20 protein-coding genes and 1 pseudogene are annotated in these 19,569 nt (G+C 35.5%); 8 read left to right on the top strand and 13 right to left on the bottom strand.

The features are described from left to right. Positions 1–144 precede the first annotated feature (144 nt). From ACKI4K_RS05045 to ACKI4K_RS05035, 3 genes are all read left to right on the top strand, one after another. Complete coding sequence (locus ACKI4K_RS05045) at positions 145–903, top strand: RraA family protein (RefSeq protein ID WP_407422904.1); 759 nt, start codon at positions 145–147, stop codon at positions 901–903. A gap of 94 nt (positions 904–997) precedes the next feature. Beyond that, the gene (locus tag ACKI4K_RS05040; protein WP_407422902.1) at positions 998–1,285 is read left to right on the top strand and encodes a Gar1/Naf1 family protein; all 288 of its coding nucleotides are present in this window, start codon (positions 998–1,000) and stop codon (positions 1,283–1,285) included. Then, a complete protein-coding gene (locus ACKI4K_RS05035) occupies positions 1,282–2,262 on the top strand; it encodes a transcription initiation factor IIB (protein WP_407422900.1) in 981 nt (326 codons plus the stop codon). Before ACKI4K_RS05040 ends, ACKI4K_RS05035 begins: the two co-directional genes overlap by 4 nt. Positions 2,263–2,323: 61 nt before the next feature. Here ACKI4K_RS05035 and ACKI4K_RS05030 read toward each other — a convergent pair whose 3' ends face one another. From ACKI4K_RS05030 to ACKI4K_RS05005, 6 genes are all read right to left on the bottom strand, one after another. Beyond that, a complete protein-coding gene (locus tag ACKI4K_RS05030) occupies positions 2,324–4,225 on the bottom strand; it encodes an MJ1255/VC2487 family glycosyltransferase (RefSeq protein ID WP_407422898.1) in 1,902 nt (633 codons plus the stop codon). Positions 4,226–4,740: 515 nt separating this feature from the next. Next, complete coding sequence (locus ACKI4K_RS05025) at positions 4,741–4,956, bottom strand: DUF6677 family protein (RefSeq protein ID WP_407422896.1); 216 nt, start codon at positions 4,954–4,956, stop codon at positions 4,741–4,743. A 104-nt stretch (positions 4,957–5,060) separates the two neighbouring features. Beyond that, a complete protein-coding gene (locus ACKI4K_RS05020; protein ID WP_407422894.1) occupies positions 5,061–5,948 on the bottom strand; it encodes a DMT family transporter in 888 nt (295 codons plus the stop codon). 103 nt (positions 5,949–6,051) lie between these two features. Then, positions 6,052–7,143: a hypothetical protein gene (locus tag ACKI4K_RS05015; RefSeq protein ID WP_407422892.1), complete on the bottom strand. Its 1,092-nt coding sequence runs from the start codon at positions 7,141–7,143 to the stop codon at positions 6,052–6,054. Between the two features lie 273 nt (positions 7,144–7,416). Next, positions 7,417–8,358: a toll/interleukin-1 receptor domain-containing protein gene (locus ACKI4K_RS05010; RefSeq protein WP_407422890.1), complete on the bottom strand. Its 942-nt coding sequence runs from the start codon at positions 8,356–8,358 to the stop codon at positions 7,417–7,419. A gap of 114 nt (positions 8,359–8,472) precedes the next feature. Further along, complete coding sequence (locus ACKI4K_RS05005) at positions 8,473–8,604, bottom strand: hypothetical protein (RefSeq protein WP_407422888.1); 132 nt, start codon at positions 8,602–8,604, stop codon at positions 8,473–8,475. 364 nt (positions 8,605–8,968) lie between these two features. Between ACKI4K_RS05005 and ACKI4K_RS05000 the strand changes: the two genes are divergently transcribed. The 3 genes from ACKI4K_RS05000 to ACKI4K_RS04990 all read left to right on the top strand — a co-directional run bounded on the left by ACKI4K_RS05000 (position 8,969) and on the right by ACKI4K_RS04990 (position 10,822). Beyond that, a complete protein-coding gene (locus ACKI4K_RS05000) occupies positions 8,969–9,454 on the top strand; it encodes a HEAT repeat domain-containing protein (RefSeq protein ID WP_407422886.1) in 486 nt (161 codons plus the stop codon). A gap of 186 nt (positions 9,455–9,640) precedes the next feature. Then, positions 9,641–10,453, top strand: a complete 813-nt coding sequence (locus ACKI4K_RS04995) for a sulfite exporter TauE/SafE family protein (RefSeq protein WP_407422884.1) — start codon at positions 9,641–9,643, stop codon at positions 10,451–10,453. 9 nt (positions 10,454–10,462) lie between these two features. Next, a complete protein-coding gene (locus ACKI4K_RS04990; protein WP_407422882.1) occupies positions 10,463–10,822 on the top strand; it encodes a tetratricopeptide repeat protein in 360 nt (119 codons plus the stop codon). A gap of 5 nt (positions 10,823–10,827) precedes the next feature. Here ACKI4K_RS04990 and ACKI4K_RS04985 read toward each other — a convergent pair whose 3' ends face one another. From ACKI4K_RS04985 to pyrH, 5 genes are read right to left on the bottom strand one after another with little or no spacing between them, the layout of a single operon-like run. Then, positions 10,828–11,670 carry a hypothetical protein gene (locus tag ACKI4K_RS04985; protein ID WP_407422880.1) on the bottom strand — a complete coding sequence of 281 codons (843 nt, stop codon included), beginning with the start codon at positions 11,668–11,670 and terminating at the stop codon, positions 10,828–10,830. Between the two features lies 1 nt (position 11,671). After that, positions 11,672–11,995 (bottom strand): YbjQ family protein, encoded by a 324-nt coding sequence (locus ACKI4K_RS04980; protein ID WP_407422878.1) that lies wholly within the window; start codon positions 11,993–11,995, stop codon positions 11,672–11,674. 8 nt (positions 11,996–12,003) lie between these two features. Continuing rightward, positions 12,004–12,195, bottom strand: a complete 192-nt coding sequence (locus ACKI4K_RS04975) for a DUF2116 family Zn-ribbon domain-containing protein (protein ID WP_407422876.1) — start codon at positions 12,193–12,195, stop codon at positions 12,004–12,006. A 12-nt stretch (positions 12,196–12,207) separates the two neighbouring features. After that, positions 12,208–12,993, bottom strand: coding sequence for a TatD family hydrolase (locus ACKI4K_RS04970; RefSeq protein WP_407422874.1), 786 nt, complete (start codon positions 12,991–12,993; stop codon positions 12,208–12,210). 9 nt (positions 12,994–13,002) lie between these two features. Further along, a complete protein-coding gene (gene pyrH, locus ACKI4K_RS04965; protein ID WP_407422872.1) occupies positions 13,003–13,680 on the bottom strand; it encodes a UMP kinase in 678 nt (225 codons plus the stop codon). 77 nt (positions 13,681–13,757) lie between these two features. Between pyrH and ACKI4K_RS04960 the strand changes: the two genes are divergently transcribed. Next, entirely contained in the window at positions 13,758–14,444 is a 687-nt protein-coding gene (locus ACKI4K_RS04960; protein ID WP_407422870.1) for a nitroreductase family protein, read from the top strand. Between the two features lie 22 nt (positions 14,445–14,466). On the opposite strand, the gene ACKI4K_RS04955 is transcribed toward ACKI4K_RS04960, so the two are convergent. Continuing rightward, the gene (locus ACKI4K_RS04955; protein ID WP_407422869.1) at positions 14,467–15,150 is read right to left on the bottom strand and encodes an MIP family channel protein; all 684 of its coding nucleotides are present in this window, start codon (positions 15,148–15,150) and stop codon (positions 14,467–14,469) included. A gap of 26 nt (positions 15,151–15,176) precedes the next feature. Further along, positions 15,177–16,310, bottom strand: coding sequence for an adhesin (locus ACKI4K_RS04950; RefSeq protein WP_407422867.1), 1,134 nt, complete (start codon positions 16,308–16,310; stop codon positions 15,177–15,179). Between the two features lie 463 nt (positions 16,311–16,773). Here ACKI4K_RS04950 and ACKI4K_RS04945 point away from each other — a divergent pair. Next, positions 16,774–19,569 (top strand): annotated as a pseudogene (locus tag ACKI4K_RS04945) (hypothetical protein); the annotation flags it as partial.

Raw genomic sequence — 19,569 nt, 5'->3', positions numbered from 1 at the left:
TTATGAGCATATAATAATCAAGTATTTCTTTCAATACTACAATTAATAGTTTTAGTAAAACTAATATATAAAATGTGTCATAACTAAAAAATATTTTATCATGTTTTCATAAATTATTATGTATAGAAGATTGATGGTGAGCTAATGAGTATAACTCCGAAAGATATTTTGAATAAGAATAAAAATTTAGACAAAAGGGTTAAAGTTGAAGATATAAATTTGGATGATGTTAAAATTGATGATTTAAAATTCATGGGTGATAATTACGAAAAACATATTAATCTAATGTCTTTGCTTGAAAATATTTCTGCTTGTCAGCTTTCAGATGCATATAATGGTATTTCCCATCGTTCAGGTACAATCAAATCAATTAAACCAGTCAATAATCAAAAGGTTTGGGGAAGCATCTACACTGCCGAGACAAGTTGTGATGATTGGGGAACCTCAGCCATAGCAATCGATGCCGCTTCATCCGGGGATGTTTTATTTTTCAAGGTTGACAGTGATGAAAAGGCCATTTGGGGGGAGCTTGCTTCAACTTGTGCCAAGGAAAACGGCATTAAGGCAACTGTCGTATATGGATCCGTCCGTGATCTGGATGCTCTTCTGGATATGGATTATCCGGTTTTCGCATCAAACTTTGTTCCAAATGCAGGCCTTGCACTTGGTCTAGGCCAATTAAACCAACCAATTGATGTCGAAGGAAATAAAATAAATCCTGGAGACTTTTTCTTTGGAGATGAAAGTGGAATTGTCATTATCCCTAAAGAGTTGTTTGCCAAGGTAATGGTTTCCGCATTGGCAGTTAAGTTAAAGGAATCAAATATTGTGAATATGTTGGGTGCAGGCGTCACTTTGGCCGAAATAGTGGGCTTGGATAAAAATAGAAAAACATTTAAATAAAGAATGATATTTATATATAAATGTTGCCGATACATTTATATACTAATTTTTTTTAATATATAAATGATACAGATTTGATATTAAGTTTGATTATATGAAATTTTTAGGAAATAGTTTACATATTGCAAATTCCGGCAAATTGATAGCTAGATCTTCCAAAACACCAACTGCCGGTGGAATTGTTTTTGACAGTAACAAAAATAAGATTGGGAAGGTCAGTTATGTTTTTGGACCAACAAAAAAACCATACGTCTCTATTCGTTTATTCAAATCAGCAGATAGGGATATGATTGCAAAAAATTGTGGTGAAAAACTATTTGTATCAAAACCAAAATCCAAAAAACCTAAAAAAAGGAGGATGAAAGCACGACACAAGAAATGACAGAAACTCCCGCTAGAAAACGTAGGAGAACTAGAAGAGAACAAGCACAAGGCAAAGTTTTTGATGATAACAAACAAACAGTTTGTCCTGAATGTGGTTCCGAAGAATTAATCGGTGATTATGAAAGAGCAGAGGTAGTATGTGCTCGTTGTGGTTTGGTTATTGATGAAAATCTCGTGGACATGGGTCCTGAATGGAGGGCATTCGACCATGAACAGAGAGACAAACGTACAAGAGTTGGGGCTCCAATCACTTACACAATTCACGATAAAGGTTTAAGTACCATGATTGACTGGAGAAACAAAGATATCTACGGTCGTGATATTCCTGCCAGAAACCGTGCTCAATGGTACAGATTAAGAAAATGGCAAAGGAAAATCAGAATCTCTGGTGCAACTGAAAGAAACTTGGCATTTGCTTTAAGCGAACTTGACCGTGACTCTTCAAGATTAGGTCTTCCAAGGTCTGTAAGGGAAGCGGCATCTGTAGTTTACAGAAGTGCCGTGGACAATAAATTAATCAGAGGAAGGAGTATTGAGGGAGTGGTAGCTGCTTCACTTTATGCGGCATGCAGGCGTTGTAATGTACCGCGTACTCTAGATGAAATTGCCGAAGTGTCCAGAGTCACTAAAAAGGAAGTGGGAAGGACTTACAGATTCTTAACCCGTGAGTTAAACATTAAATTACCGCCGACTTCTCCAGTGGATTACGTTCCAAGATTCGCATCTGAACTTGGGCTTTCCGGTGAAGCACAATCCAAAGCTATTGAAATCATTGAAAAAGCAATGGAGAAAGGTTTAACATCAGGAAGAGGCCCTACAGGTGTGGCTGCAGCGGCATTATATATTGCATCTGTTTTGCTTGGTGAGAGAAAAACACAAAGGGATGTTGCAGATATTGCGGGCGTAACCGAAGTGACAATCCGTAACAGGTACAAGGAATTAACCGAACAATTAGAGATGGGTGTAACTTTATAGTTGCACTTTTTATACTTTTTTTTAAAAAATAAGGTTAGGGATAATCCATTTATCCTCGATATTAATTCAATTTTGAATATTTCTCGATTCTGTAAATCAGTTCATTAACAATTCCATCATTATTGGTCTTTTTGACTTTATCAAGCTTTTTTTGATATTTTGGAAGCCTTTTTAGGAAGTCTGATACTCTTTGAGCACTCATTACTTCATGATACTCGCCATAACCTAACTTCTGAACGTAAAATCCATTCAATGTCTGTTCAAAGTTTCCGATGGCCGGAACTGAATAGATCGGTTTTTTGAGGTGAATCGCTTCTGAAATGAATGTAAATCCTCCGTTGCATATTACTGCTTTTGATGAGGCTATGTCCTCGTAGAATTCATCTTCATTGAATTTCTTGTAATGCAGATTGCCGTCAACTTCATCCTTGTTGAATCCATACACGATGAATTTCTCGCCTTTTAGAGCTTTGAGCTTTTGGACTAACTTTTCGCTTTCACGGCTTGTCTGATAAACGATAATATGATCTTCTTTTGAAGGAGTCAGTTTCAGAATGTCTTCACGTATGATTGGAGGATAAATCACTGCATGCTTTCCTGCTCTTATTTTTGGATAAAAGAAGCTGGTTAAAATGTGGATTTTCGGCTTGACCACATATGTCTTGATGACGCCTTTTGCCTTAATCATTTCAATATAATGGTCTTTAGGGTAATCGATTTTTGTTTGCGTAATCATATGGATATTGTCCAGGCTTATCAAGGGAATATCTCGGATTTTGGAAAGCATTGTGGCATAGATTTCAAAATCGGTTACAATAACGTCCGGATGCAGCTGCCTTGCCTTTTTATACAGGTTTTCATATCCCACCTTGATGTTGGTCGGATTTCTTTTCAGCGCATTGGAAAGTGTTTTCAGGTTGTTTACCTTATTGTTGATGTAGACGGTATTGAATCCGCCGATTTCATAGACGTTGTCGAATTTTGAGTTCAGATACTCATATGCCCTATCGCTTGAAAAGAGGTAAACATCATATTTGTCTTTGATTCGGTCGACAATGACTCCGGTTCTTATGGCATGACCCATACCTTCTCCGCAAACACAGTAGAACACGATTTTTTTGTCCCGTTTGCGCCTATTTGATTTTATGGTTGCCCTGCCCTCATTGATTTTTTGAATGGATTCATCATAACCTCCCTTAATCTTATTTATCCTTTCAACATTTTTTTCCAATCGTGACAAACTTGATTCAGTAATCTTTTCACGACCGTGGTCAAAGTTATAGTCGATTTCATTGGCATTGGTTCTTTTTCCTAAAAAATCATTAACGGTGCTTTTTCCGTATTGCTTGATTAGTGTAGTGATTCCTTCCTCTTCAAGCCTTCTGGTTGAAACTCCGATTTTGGCATTTCTCAGGACTTTAAAGTTTTCCTTTTTAGCCAACCTTTCGATATAGTCGGTATCCTCACCATATGTTAATGATTCATCAAATCCGTTGCAGGCATCATGAAGTTCCTTTTTGGCAATTATTCCGTAGCAGCCTGCACCATGGGGCTTGATTTTTTCAACGCCAATCATAAAGTAATTTGCAAAATCATGGAATAGCTTGTCTTCAACCTTGTTGGAAAGGGGAAGCATTTGAGTAATTGCTATTCCGAGGTGCTCCATTCTGAATTCATATAGGACATCCCTCAGATAGTCATCAGTAAGCTCCAAATCAGAATCAAGGAACATCAAATATTTCCCTTGAGCTATTTTGGCACCGTTGTTCCTACCCACTGCCGGAAGGCCTCCATCAACCACAATGCAGCCATATTCCTCTGCTATTTCGAGGGTTTTATCGGTGGAGTTGGCATCGGCTATGATGACTTCATAATCGGTGAAGCTCTGCTTTTTAATGCTTTCCAAAAGAATCGGAAGATACTCCTCTTCATTGTAGGTAGGTATGATAATGCTTAAAATCATATGAATAGATTTAATTTTTAAAGTAATAAGTTTTTGTGAATTTAGGCTTTTTTTGCTGTTTAACTTGATTTTAATTATTTTCTTGAATGAAATTTTTTTCTAGGATAACTCATTTTGGGCTTGAAAATATTGTTTTTTAAAAATAGCTTTTCGGTTAATTGGTGATATTTTATGGCATTATTTTTCAAGATAATTCTTTAATGTCTTCAATTAATTTAAAATGGTTATGTCACATCCTATTTTTGGTTTTGATAAAAAATCCGTCTATTACAGTATGGAATTTTTTTCCCAGTAAGTCAAAATTTTTTTCATGTTTTCAATTTGTGAATATATTTAATTGATGTTATGGGATTTAAGCATAAAAATTCTTTGATTTGAATAATTGGGTTAAAATAAGCTTCATTGTATTTATTTTATAATATGGTGCCTTTACACTTGAAATGCACCTCTCTAGGCATGTTATGAAAATTTGTATTAAAAAAAGAAAAAGTTGGTTAAAATATGATATTTTAACCTTATTGTGCCATTTGATATGCGTCATAGGCTGTAAACAATGCGTAAAGTATGTCTATTAGCCAAACAACCCAATGTCTAAATATAAGTGATGCAACAATCCATAATATTATACATATCACGAAAAATATTGCTCCTTTTTTGATGTCTCCGGCATAAGCTTGACCTAAACCTGGAATCAAAAAGGATAATATTGCTGCAAGTATAGCATTTGCCATATTTTTTGCCTCCATTTAACTAATTAATATTACTTTTGATGAGAAGTTACTAATAAATACTTTGGTCATTTTCAGATAATCGTATGAATTTCGTGTATAATCTATCAGACCTTATCCTCTTTTTTGCTTAATAGCATCATTGCTACTATTGTAAGAATGAACCCGCAAAGCATCAAGATTGTCGGAATTTCTGAATATATTGAAAATCCAAAGATCAATGCGGCCAAAGGCTCGGCTCCTGACAATAATATTGATGATATTCCCGAATCTATATAATTCAGGCTTACAGTCGATAGGATGTAAGGAAGGGCAAATGAAAATGTCGAGTGGACTATTAAAAATAGTATTGATAAGGTCGGATTGATTGAAACAAAACTTGAAATCCGGCCGAAGTCGGTAAACGGAATCAGAGCGATTGTAATGAAAATCACTGAATAAAATAGGATTGTATAGGTGTGATTACCTCTTTCAATCGATTTTTTGGATGCCATCAGATATACCGCCCAGAAGAATGCCGCTCCAATGCCTGACAGTATGCCTAATATTGGTATTGAAGTCAGATTGTCCTCCAGGACTCCGGTCATCAGCACACATCCGAAAATTGCCATCACCATGCAGACCAGCTTCTTTGAGGTAATCCTTTCTCCAAATAGGATGTATGCAAAAATCAAAACGAAAATTGGTGCCAGTGACAACAGCACAGCTGCCAGTGATAGGGGAACCGTATTCATTGACTCGTTATAGCATAAATTAAGTCCTATGATGCATATTGAGCATGCAAAAAACAGGGGGATGTCTGAGAGGTCTATTTTAAACAATTCCTTGTCAGTTAGTAAGATAGCTATCAGAATCGGTATTATGGCTATCAAAAACCTTAAGAAAAGAAGGGTTGTCTGGTTAATTCCGTTTTGAGTTAATGTGCGAACGAAAATTCCGCTTGATCCAAACATAACTCCTGCAAGGATTGGTAGGATTAAATAGATTTTTTTCATTAATTTAAATTTAATTTCAAAATATAAACCATTATCTATTCTTAATCTATAATCAAATATTGATTTTTACGTTATTGAATTTCAATTCTTTGTCTTTTGAAGTTCATTCGTAATATCCATCTAGATAGGAGTAGGCATTCCAGGTAATGGTATAATATTCGCACGAATTATTCAATGGGACTTTTAAATCGTTAATCAACTTCATTTCATTGTAGCTTGGGTCAATATGGTATGTGGTCTTATTTGAACTGGTGTTATTGTCAATGACGTTAGCGCTGACATTTCCCAAATCGATATTGTCGGTTGGATTTACAACATCCACTGTATAATAATCAGGTTGCGCACCTGCAAAAGCAACAGTAAAGCGCAGCAATATGAATGCAATCACAATAAACCAGATTAAAAATCTGTTAAATAGATATCTTATTTCGCCGAATCCCCGATTTCTATAACCTGGCTGGATCAATTCGTTTTGTTTTAGTAAATTTTCATCTTTTAAAACTCGGCCGATGATGTAATTCAGGTAATAACCGTTTCTATGGACTAGCAGAAGCCCAAATATTCCAACATATGATGGTGTTGCAAACATCCCGCCGTCTATGATTCCGATTATAAGGCAGCTTGAAAAAAATGCGAGCAGGAAATTGGTAAACCATGGACGTTTTTGTGATGCCAAAACGATTGTTGCAAATAATATTGGAATTAGCAAAATTACTAAAAATCCGAAACTTGGAACATATGCATATAGGCCCACACCAGTGTTGATTCCACTTTGGATAAATGGTCCAAGCAAATTAACTAATGCTCCGCCCAAAATGGCCTTTAGCAAGTGGGTATGCAGAATGCTTGTGGAGCTCATGCCGTTGGTCATAGAACAGAAAACGGTATTGAGTCCAATTCCCAACTGCAATCTGAACATGATTTCAAGAACAATTCCTAAAATTAATAAAACTCCGCCAAGAACAATTGAAATTTTCAGATACTTTATGGTATCAATTTCTTTATCAATCAATTGGGATAATATTAAAAACAGTCCTAGGAGTCCAAAGAATATTATGTCCTTTCCTTTGGAGGATCCCATTAGGAATAAGTAGGTTATTGGTCTAATGATTGGATTAAATATGTCGGTTACAAACATTATTCCGGCAAGGAGTATGAATATGAATCCAATTATGATAGTTTTATTAACTTTCATTAACAATAATTTAAGCATTAATACTTTAAATAAATGATGTTTATGTTTCCGATAGTCATCGAAATATTGTATGCTTACTTGCTCTAATGGCAATATTCCTATTTTTGATTATTTAAAATTTCATGTATTAAACAATCGTGTTGCGTTCAATTTGTTTAGACGGATTCAAATTGCATATATTCTAAAACTTAAAACAAGGCCAAAATTTAACGGGCAATTATGGTTATTGGTAAAATCTAGAAAAAAATAGAAAAAATTGAGTTTTCACTCAATTTAAAGTTTATATTCATCAGAACATATTACTTTATCATCAAAATCAGTTATACTAACCTTAACTTTGCTGACAGTCTTATTGCCTATATCTTTACCACTTAGCATATATGCTCCACTAATCTCCTCTGAACCAAGTTTATCAGTAAAGTTCTCAATCAGTTTTCCAGATGAATCGTAATACTCTATCTGAGAAGTTAGCTTGTCAATATTTTTTGGCACCGGATCAAAAGCACCCCAGATGAAACACCATCCCTCGTCATCAACATAAGCATCGGTAATCTGTAATTTCGTACCTGAATCCGATTGTAGTGAAAGCCCTGAAGGGGATAGGAAAATTGCCACGATTGCCACGATTGCTATAATCGCAATTACTCCGATTGCAACATAAGGCAATTTACTGCTGCTAGGTTTTTTAGATTTTTTTGGTGGTGTTTTTTTAATAGTGTACTTGACTGGACCATCTGATGTAATGTCAAAACCATTTTGTCTTAATGCTTTGTTAAATCTGAATATATACTCATTTTCATCCATGCTATATTTTAAAATGGCTTGCAGGGAGCCCATGCTTAATTTAAGTCCTGATGGCAATTCAGTATCCTCCAGATATATGGAAAGGAAACGCTTTTTATCATGAAGTGCATAATTAATTTCATTTCGAACATTGACTGAATTTGCGGAATTTTTTGAAATGAAAACAATGAATAAAGAACATCCTTCGAGAGCCTTTCCAATTTCTTCAGTCCATTCATTTCCTGGAGCAATACCTTGGTCATACCAGATATTTAATCCAGCATCATGAAGACGTTTTATCTCTGGAAATACTAAAGGCGCATCTGCATGAGCATAGCTGACAAAAATGTAAGGTTCATTTCCTTCATAAGCATGAAATGGCATTTCAGCAATGTATGAATCTGATGATTTGTTAGTAATTTTTTCTATCATGTAATACCTCTTGTTACTGTTTGGCTAAAAACTGCTCATAACCTGAATAATTTATATATCTTATCATTATAATCCGGACGTAATGAAAATTCTGGATTAAAAAGATAGAAAGCATTAATTAGGAATATTTAAATCAACACCTCTAATTGTTGTTTTAGTTCCATTCGATTCTGCCTGTACAGTTCCCACAATTGCCTTTGCAAGAAATACAATAAGTGGAAGCGTTAAAATTTTTTTGAAATTCATGTTTATTCACCTTTTTAAATGATGATATTAGTTTTATCAAAAATATAATATATATGTGATGGTTAATACATAAAAGATAAAAAATATTCAATGAAAAGAAGATGTTATAGAATATTAATCAATTGGATTAGTTTGATTTAACTGAGAGTAAAATAGAAACTTGTGAAAGTTAACTGCATCCCCCAAAACGGCCAATTAACATATGTCCCATCGTTCATCCAGACAAAATTAGATGTTTATTCAGTAAATTCCTATAAAAATATAATCCATTAAGGTTTTTAAAAATTTTTTTCACGCATAAAACAGAACCACTTATATATGTCCGATGATAGACCTTCAATTATAATAATGACGTGTGATTTTAATGGGATTATTTGATAAATTGAAGCCAAAACATAAAAGTAACGATTTGCTGGTAAGAAGGGAAGCCGCCAAAAAAACAAACAATCAAAAAATTTTAGCTAAATTGGCTATGAATGATGATCATTGGATGGTTCGTAGGGAAGCTATTCCAAAAATAAGTGATAAAAAAGTTTTACTTTATATTGCTAAAAATGATGATGATGAAATCTGTCGTAGAATGGCCTTACAAAAAATGAATGAGAGTGATGTTCCTTCTGTTTTAAAGGACGAATATTTTGAAGCGCAAAGATTTAAAAAAAGTGAAAAAATACAAGCTGAAAGAAGAAGGGATGAAAGAGAAAGAAAGAGAAAGATTAACGAACCGAAAAATAGAAAAGAAGGACATCAATGTCCATACTGTCATAGTTATAATATGAGCGTAAGAAGTGATGTGGGAATTCATTGTTGGGATTGTGGAAGAGATTTCCACCATTATCTTAAAAAATAAGAAAATGGTAAGCGTAACAGATTATTCTGTTACTTTTAAATTCATATGTGTTTGGAACGGTTATATTGTAATAAATAAATTTTTCAATTGCTTGTTATTCATCAAGGATGACAATTTCCCATTTCATTTATAAAAAATTCACATAGGGCAAAGTAATATTTATCATAAGCATATAATATTTTAGTAATGATGTTCCCGATAGAATATTTCATAGGTTTAATATTAATTGGTGTTTGTGCCGGTTTCGCATCCGGACTTTTGGGTGTGGGAGGAGGATTTCTGATAGTGCCTCTCCAGTATTTCCTGTTAAAATACATTGGAGTGGAACCGGACCTTGCAATTCTCATATCCTTTGGAACAAGTCTGGCGATTATTATTCCAACGTCAATGAGCGGTGCTTATAGGCATACCCGCACGATGGACAATATTTTAAAACCTGGAATTAGGTTAGGCATTTTTGGAATAATCGGCGGTGCAATTGGAGGTTTTGTGGCTTCAGGATTGTCATCAAGGGTTCTGGAAATAATTTTCGGATGTTTGTTGTTATTCATTGCCGTTAAAAACTTCATTGACATCAATAAAGAAAGGGAAGAAGCAAGAATACCATTTAATCTACTCACAACCGCAGTCATAGGTCTTTTGGTTGGATTTTCATCAGGACTTTTGGGTGTCGGAGGAGGTATATTTCTAATAGCCATTTTAACGGCTTTGCTTGGTTTTTCATTGATAGAGGCTATTGGAACATCTTCAGTATTCATTTGTCTGACCGCAGTTGGAGGATTTTTATCATATGTTGTGTCCGGTTGGGGAGTGAGCACATTTCCATATTCAATAGGATATGTGAGCATAATTAATTTCTTGTTGATTGCTTGTTTTTCAGTACCTTTGGCCTCACTTGGAGCTAAAGTGGCTCATAAGATTCCTCAAAAGAAGTTAAAGATAGTATTTTCGATTTTAGTATTATATATTGCATTAAAAATGTTGGGTATTCTACCATAGGGTGATAAGATGAGTGAAAGAAAAGTCGGCGAAAATTTTGATTCAGATGAAGCGAATGATATTTTTGATAAGCTAAAAAATGTTGAAGGTAAAATAAAACCTAAAAGGAAAGGAAAATTTGACAATATTGCTCATTTGATGCAGGAAGCCAAAGGTTTGGAAAATGAGGGCAATTTGGATGAAGCTATAAAATTGTATAAAGAGGTGCTTCTTGTTTTGCAGGATTCTTCAAAGGCTTATGAAGCATTGGTAAATATTTATCAAAAGCAAGGAGACGCTGATGGTGAAAGGGATATTTTAAAGAAGGCTATCAGTAATTGCAGTAAAAATGATGATTTTAAAAACAGACTAAAGGAATTGAATGAATGAATTTTTCATTCATTAATTTTGATTCCCATTCCGTTTGCGGTTATGTGGATATTGTCTCCGCCCAGCCCGATTAATCCGTATTGTATATTCAAATCCAAAACGCCATTTCCGCCTTGTGATTTGATTAATTCAACCAGTTTGATTAAACATTCATCTTTTCCTTTTTTAATACTTATTAGGCGAGCATCTTCTATTTCATCACGTTTGACACTGATTATTTCTTTATTATCAAGAATCACTTCGCTTTGATACATGCCAAGGATGTCGTGATTTCTGGTTGTTATGTCCGTGCTTGTCATATAGAAGAATTGCATGGAATTCAACTTTCGATTGCTTTCATCCTCATCGAAAAATGGGGTGGGTTCATCTTCTTCAACATGGGGTGTTTCCCATCTGAATGTATTTGTAATAAAGCTTTTCAATGTGCTTCCAAATTTTTTAATAACCCATTTTAAGTTAGAGAGTAATGCTCCAAGAATAACCAAAAGGAGGTAGTTGATGAGCGTTGGGAATGCTGATTGCAGGATAACCACAATTGATCCTGCGGTAATTATGTTCACCCCCAAGGTAGGATTTTTTAAAATAAAGCTGTAATATGTGGTGTAAATGAAAAGGATGAATGCACTTATTGCACCTAAGTTTTTGCCAAGAATCCTATTGGCAGCTATCGTTTCCACATACCCAGCGGCCAAAGGCGCAAAAATCAATCCCAAATTCCATCCGAAGATTGCAATATTGAAATATAGGAAAATGCCATATACAATAATCCCGGTTCCGGTACCTAACCCGATGCAAAGCAGGGATTCTCCAAAATGTTTCAAATCAAGTTCTTTATCTTTAATTTTCATTTTATTCGTATTTTATTGCGGTGCCATAGGCGGTTACAAGGATGGTATTGCCCATGGTTCCACCTAAGTTGTCATATGAAATCTTAAGTCCAATGATTGCATTTGCACCCAGGCTTTCAGCTTTTTCTTCCATGCTTTTCAAAGCGATATCCCTTGCTTTCTCTAATTCTATCTCATATTGGGTAGTTCTGCCGCCCACAACATCACGAACTCCGGAAAAAATGTCCTTGTATATGTTGGAGCCGATTAATGATTCTCCGGTGACCAATCCCTTATAATCGATTATCTCTTTGTTCTGAAGAGTGTTTGAGGATGTTAAAATCATTCATATCACTATTTCATAAATGTCAATACTGCCCACACTACTATGAATATTGCAATAACTATGTATAATATTATTTGGGATTTTCTTCTTTGTTTTAATCTAGCATCCCAGACTTTTTGACAATCTGGTGAGCATACAAGTTCGTCCAAAGGTATTGGGGTTCCGCAAATCGGGCAATGTTTATGAGGGTCTACTGCCATTTTATCACTTCCTTATATTTTAAAAAATTCTTTAGTATTTTTGGTAACTTGAACTGCAAGGTCTTCTGCATCCAGACCCATGCAGAGTGCAATTGTTTCGAGGATATGGGGTAAATATTTTGGTTCATTTCGGTTCTTTTTCGGTTTTTTATCAAAGTTTTTCGGTATTAGAAACGGAGCATCTGTTTCAATCATTAACTTTTCAGGAGGAATCACGCTTACAGCTTCCTGCAAATCCCTTCCTCTTTTCATGTCACAGATCCATCCGGTAACGCCGATGTAGCATCCCAAATCGATGTAGTTTTGGGCTTCGCTTTTTGTCCCGGTAAAGCAGTGAACAACAGATTTCTCACTGACATCATATTTTTCGAGTATGCTGTATAAATCTTTGTGCGCTTCCCTTTCATGCAGGAATAAGGGCATGTCTAATCTTTCAGCCAATTCCACTTGGGCTTCAAACCATGTTCTTTGCAGGTCCTGCGGCGAAAAGTTCCTGTTGTAGTCAAGGCCGCATTCGCCGATGGCCACAGCACTTTTGTTTTTAGCTATTTTTTCCAATTCATTGATTGTATGTCCGTTGCAGGTTTTTGCATCATGGGGATGTACTCCTGATGTGGAAAACAAAGTTTTGGGACATTTTGATGCATATTCTGCTGCAATATGGCTTGAATGGACATTGGTTCCTGTGATGATGAATTGTTTGACTCCAACTTTTTTGGCCTCGTCAATAATTTCCCGCCTGTCTTTTCTAAATGATTTGTGCATTAGATTCAAACCGATGTCAATGAGATTATCCACTTAACCACCTTATTCGTTAATAATTCTTGTGCCTATTTTTTCACCGTTAACCGCTTTGATCAGGTTTTCAGGCTCAAAACCGTTTGCAATGACTGTTTCCAGGTTGGACCTTTTAATCATCTGAACTGCTGTGGTGTCAAAGAATTCATATGTTCCGGCTTTCACATCTTTGCCACTTAGGAATTCAAGCAAATCGGTTGCTGTGATTTCGCTGACAAGTTCGGCGTCATCAAACTTATTGGGATCTTTTGTATACATTCCATCAACCGAAGTCAAGTTAATTAATTTATCGGCATTAACATATTCAGCAAGAATGGCTGAAACCGCATCAGTACTGTGTGCAGGTTCTGTTCCACCCATGACAATGATTTTTCCACTGGCTGAAAATTCCAAGGCTTCCTGGAAGTTGTGAGGCACTCTTTGATAAGCCACCTCGCCAAGTGCGGATAACATTAATTTGGCATTTATTCGGGTTACTTCAATTCCAATGTCATCACATTGTGCTTCTCCAGCACCCAAATCACGAACTACGCTGATATATTCCCGGGCAGGTTTTCCCCCGCCGATTACAACAAACAATTCGTGTTCAGTTGCCAAATCTTTTAAGATAGCACTATACTCCTGGAATTTCTTACAATCATATTCCTTTAATAAAATTGATCCTCCAATTGCAACAACAATTTTCATATATTCACCTTATATATAATGTATCCTTTCGATATTATTTAAATTTTAATAGGGAGGAGAGCAATAATTATATCTTAATGAGTTTGGAAGAACAAATCTATATCAGGAAATCCTGTAGAAAATATCTTGATGATGAAATTGACATGAACATTATCCATGATTTCATGAAGTCTGCAAAACCATTAGATGATGATTTAAAATATCATTATGAGATTTTTGAAAAAGATGAAGTTAAGGTGAGGAACCGCTGGTCCGCCCCGTATTATTTGGCATTGTTCTGCGATAAAAAGGAAATTTCTAAAGTGAATGTCGGTTTTGTATTCCAGCAGCTTTCACTGTTTCTGCAAAGCCATGGAATAGGCAGCTGCTGGGACGGATTGGATTCCGTCAAAGGAAAAAAGCCAGTAATCTTAATCGCTTTTGGCAAATCCAATGAAATGACTCGTGAAATTTCCAGCTTTAAAAGGAAGAGTCTTGATAAGATCAGCGATTTTGAAGATGAAAGGTTAAGGCCTGCACAGCTTGCTCCCTCTGCCATAAACCTGCAGCCCTGGTATTTCAGACATGCTGATGAGGTTTTTGATGTCTATCAGGTAAGGCAAAACGTCCTGAAAAGAAAGATAGTCAAGAAATGGAATCCGATTGATGTCGGTATCGCTCTTGCACACATGTATGTAGCTAATGAAGAAAAATTTGAATTTTACATAAAAAGCGATTTTGACAAACTGGACGGCTACATTTACATTGGAAGCATTAAGATTTAAAAATAAAAAAAGATTAGAGGATTTAAACATCCTCTGAAGCTAAAACTTTGTATAAGAAACCTGCAATGACCGCACCGACAATTGGCGCCAGGATGAATACCCAGACTTGTTGGAGGGCTTGTCCGCCCATAAATAATGCAGGGGCTAAACTACGTGCAGGATTGACTGAAGTGCCTGTCAATGGAATTCCCATAATGTGTACAAATGCCAAGGTTAAACCAATTACAATGCCTGCAATGGTTGAATTTTCTGTTTTTTTGGTGACACCAAGGACAGTGAACACAAATACGAAAGTTAAGATAACTTCAGTAATTATTGCACCCACAACATTAATTCCAACAGCTGATGCCATTCCAAATCCGTTTTGACCTAATCCGGTTGTAAGGTATCCTCCGAGATATGCAGAAGAGTTAATGATTGCAACAAGCAATGCAATACCTATAATCGCACCGATACATTGGAATACAATGTACAGGATTAAGTCTTTTGCTTCCATTCTCCCATCAATCCACATTCCAATTGAAACGGCAGGGTTGATATGGCATCCGGAGATGTCTCCGATAACATAAGCCATAGCAACAATAGATAAACCGAATGCCATTGCAATACCTAGATTGCCTAAAACTGGACCTGCTATGGCAGCACTTCCACATCCAAATAGGACTAAAACCATTGTTCCTACTAATTCCGCAATATATTTTTTCATAAATTTCCCTCTATAAATTATTTTTCTTAAAATCTCCTTATTCTCTTATATCCCAAATATGCAATGAATAATATGAATAATATTAATATAAATGGGAATATGTGCAGTAATATTGAGTCATTTACTTTGTCAAAGTGATATTCTCTTTCAAAGTCCATGTTATGGGCATCGGTATGATTTTGAGTTATTTTTGCAAAGTTATATAATAAATCATAATAGCCGATGTGCGCACCTTCGTATTCGATTGAATCCGGAGCGCGGCCATGCTCATCCATGTACTCTTTAACCATCCCGCCCATTTGGAAATAATCATAAACTGAATATGTGTCCCTTGCCATAAATGAAATGCCCATTGGATCTTCAGGTTCATCATATTTCTTAGGAATATCAATTCCACTGCCTGAAAGGTATGCACTGGTTTGATATAGTAATTGTGGGGCAGTATATGACCCATATTGTCCTTTAAATTCAGTATCATTACTTTTTACTAGTTCTTTACATGCATTTGCCATGCCCTTTGGTGAAATTTTATTGGTTGAGACAAGCTTGTCGCTCAGTATCCGTGTATCGTTAGAATGGGTATTGATGGCGTCGACAATTTCTTGAGCAATCTGTTTTGTCATTTTATCGTCTTGGTCGCTTAAAATACCATCATGATACTTGTCTGGAAATTCTTTTGCAGGCTGAATATAGTATATTCCGGCATTTTTTAGAAATGATCCAGGGTCCCGTAAACCTGCGAAGCTTTCATTTGTATAGTTGTCGTCCCATGCTCTTCTAAGGAAATCTGAAGAGTTATCTAAATCATAATCACCAGTATTTACATAAATAATTTGTTTACTTGAATTTGTACTGGATTGGGCAAGTTGTAAGAAGTTTCCTGCATCGGCCGCGGCCAAAGCTACACTTACATCACTGGTCACTGTCATTGCTCTGTGACCCTCACCGGGGGATGGGGCTTGATTGTCTATAACGGCTTGAAGTTCTCCTCCGCTTAGCTCTTGTACATAATTTTTAATGGAATTTATTAATTTTGTGTCGAATTCGGGGTTTATGATGTTGTCTGTTGTAATAAAAACGGTTTTAGTTGCAGATACCTCTTGAATTATCGGCGCAATTATTAATAATGCCATTAGTAATATTGCAATTTGTTTTTTCATATCTCTTACCTTAACTTTTATCTATTTTTACTTTATTTTTTATCGCTAAAATATTTTTTTAAATTGTACTCATTATTTTAATATTCGAACATAATATTATTTCTAAATAAGAAATTGCTGTCCTTTTTTAGCAAAAATTTAAATATATTGGCGTTTAATAATCTTTTTGAGGATTTAAAAGAGGTTATCTTTTATTTTAAGTTAAATTTAGCAAAATTTTAAGAAAGTTTATTTTACTTTGTAAAATTGGGATAATTTTAAAATTTGTGCAAGTATTTGAAAAAAATATCTTGTGTTGGATGGCCATGCGATGGTCAGCTCTAATGATTGAAAAATTGTTTTTGAAATTTTACAGTGATATCATATTCTTTTTAACGTTTTAACTGAAGTAAAAAGTTTAATTGCTAGTTAATAGCTTTTGTTAATTAATAGTGGTTATCATCGTCCTCAAAAAGGTGATTAAATGTTGAATAAGACTCAAAAGATAGCTATTAGCAAAAATTTCATAATTTCCCTGCTATTCATATCTTTAATTTTTGTAGCATTTGGCCTGAATTTAGAGGATACTTATGCCGCAGATTTAAATGAAAGTAGCGACGGATCAAGTATGGAATTAAATATTGAAGATAAACTAGAAAATTCTCAAACAGATGAACTTATGGAGGTAGATACGGATAATGGAAATATTCTAACTGCGAATTATATTGTTGAAGGACGAACATTTCAGGATATTCAGAACAAGATTGATGGTGCAAGCACTGGTGATAAAATAATACTGGTTGGAGATTACAAGTCAAATGGGCGAGAATCAACAATCCATGTCACCAAAAGGTTAACAATCACATCCACGTCTACGGCTACTTTAAATGGGGAAGGAGTATCAGGCATTCTCCATGTGGATAATAGCGCTGCAGGTAGTGTAATATCAAATTTGAAATTCATCAATGCTGAAAAAGATGAGGGATCCGCATTATATATTAATGCAAAGGATGTTGTGGTTGATAATTGTTGTTTTGAAAATAACCATGCAAATCATGGCGGTGTGCTGGAATCAAGATATCAGCTGTATATTGCAGAGAATGTAACGGTCAAAAACTGTAATTTCACAAACAATTCCGGCTATTACTATGATTTGGAAACTTTTTCCTGTGCCGGGGCGGTAGGTCTTTACGGCAACAATTCTAAATTGATAAATTGTATCTTTGACTCAAATTGGGTTAAGGCTAAAGGCTCTGTCTTTGGCGGGGCAGTACAGGTCGGATTGGAAGAACCGAATTATAAGGCTTTAGTTTATAAATGTACCTTTATCAATAACAGGGCCATCAGCCTTGAAGCAAAATCTCATGGAGGTGCAGGCTGTGTCCGTAATGGAGTCGAATATATTGAATGTATTTTTATAAACAACTATGCTTCCCAGGGTGGAGCTTTGACATTTCACTCCTCAGGCAAACTTCAAGATTGCACTTTTATAAATAACACTGCAACAGATTATGGCGGTGCGGTCTCTACTGGATTTTTATACAATACCATGGAGATGGAGATAAATAACTGTTATTTTGAAGGGAATGATGCTCCAAAAGGAGGCGCCATTCAAGCAGCAGGATTAAACATCGATATTATAGATTCCAATTTCACCAAAAACCATGCGGATACATATGGTGGTGCTTTAAATATTGAAGCGTTAGATGTAAAGATAACAAATTCAAATTTCGACTCTAATGTTGCAGAAGTTGATGGCGGAGCAATTTACACTAAAGGCACTAACACCATTGTAAGCAAATCCCAGTTTATTCGCAATGAAGCACGTCCGGACAATGATAGATTGGACGACGGATTAGGCGGTGCAATTTACATCAACAGTACCAAAGCCAATGTTGCCAATTCAAAATTTTATTATAATAAGGCTCGTAACGGAAGTGCTATTTATTATGATAAGTATGGCAACGGATTGATTTTAAAAAATAATACATTATTTGAAAACCAGGCATGGGTTTATTTACTTCCGGTCTATGCGCATGACATATACTACGGAGAAACAGAAAGTTTAAAATCAGTTATCCATGGTGGAAATAATATCGCAAAGTACAGCAATCTCGCAATATCCAATGCAATCTATAATGCTGCTGATTATTCTAAGTTATCCATTGATGGCGAATCTCCGGTTAGTGGTGCTACAAACAGTGGCAGATTATACCAGGATGACCGTGAATATAATATGGAGATATTATTGACTGTCAAAAAAGATGACGGCACATTAATATATAATCAAACTTTAAATTCTGATTATCTTGGTGCAGTTTCAGATGAATTAAATGATTTGCAGCCGGGCAGATATTATGTGACCGCAAGGCATATTGAAGACACATACTACAAGGCGATATCCAATACTACAACTTTCAATGTTATTCCGAAAATTGATAGTCAAGTCAGAAAAGCTGCGGCTTCAGATACATATAGCTATGATGATGTTGTCGTTTGGACATTAAACATTACTAATAACGGTCCAAATAGGGCAACAAACGTTAACGTAACTGATGTGCTTCCAAAAGGATTGATTTACATCGATGATGATTCAGGCAGATACAATCCGGTTACTGGGCTTTTAAATATTGGTGATTTGGGTGTTGGCGAAAGCATCATTGTCAATATCTACGCTAGAGTAAATAAAACCGGTGATATAGTTAACAATGCAAATGTGACTGCTAAAGAGTATGATGTGGATTTATCCAATAATCATGATCAGGCAAAAATCACTGTTCCTGCAACTATAGATTTGGAAGTTGAAAAAGATGTGAATAATTCTAATCCGAAATATCATGATTCAATCAAATGGACTATTGTTGTTCGCAATAACGGTCCTGATGTGGCTCACAATGTAAAAGTAACTGATGTTTTACCAGAAGGTTTAATTGAAGTTACCAGTGATGGAAACTATAATTCCAGAACAGGAATTTGGAATATTGGCACTTTAGGAGTTAATAAAGAGGTTACATTGAACATTTTCTGTCGTGTAAATGCAACCGGAACCATTCAGAATAACGTTTCAGTTAAAGGCAAGGAAGTTGACCGTAACATGTCAAACAACAAGGATTCCGAAACAATAAAGGTTAATAATTCCTGTGATTTGGCCATTGACAAGTCTATTGATGTTTCAAAGGCAAATTATACTGATGAGATTACTTGGAAACTGGTGATTGCGAATAACGGTCCGAATAATGCAACCGGCGTTAAGGTCACTGATGTGTTGCCTGATGGTCTT

It is taken from the genome of Methanobrevibacter sp., assembly GCF_045644645.1.
In the GTDB taxonomy this organism is placed as follows: domain Archaea; phylum Methanobacteriota; class Methanobacteria; order Methanobacteriales; family Methanobacteriaceae; genus Methanocatella.
Note: the sequence above shows the minus strand (reverse complement) of the source record. Positions and strands in the feature narration are given on the sequence as shown.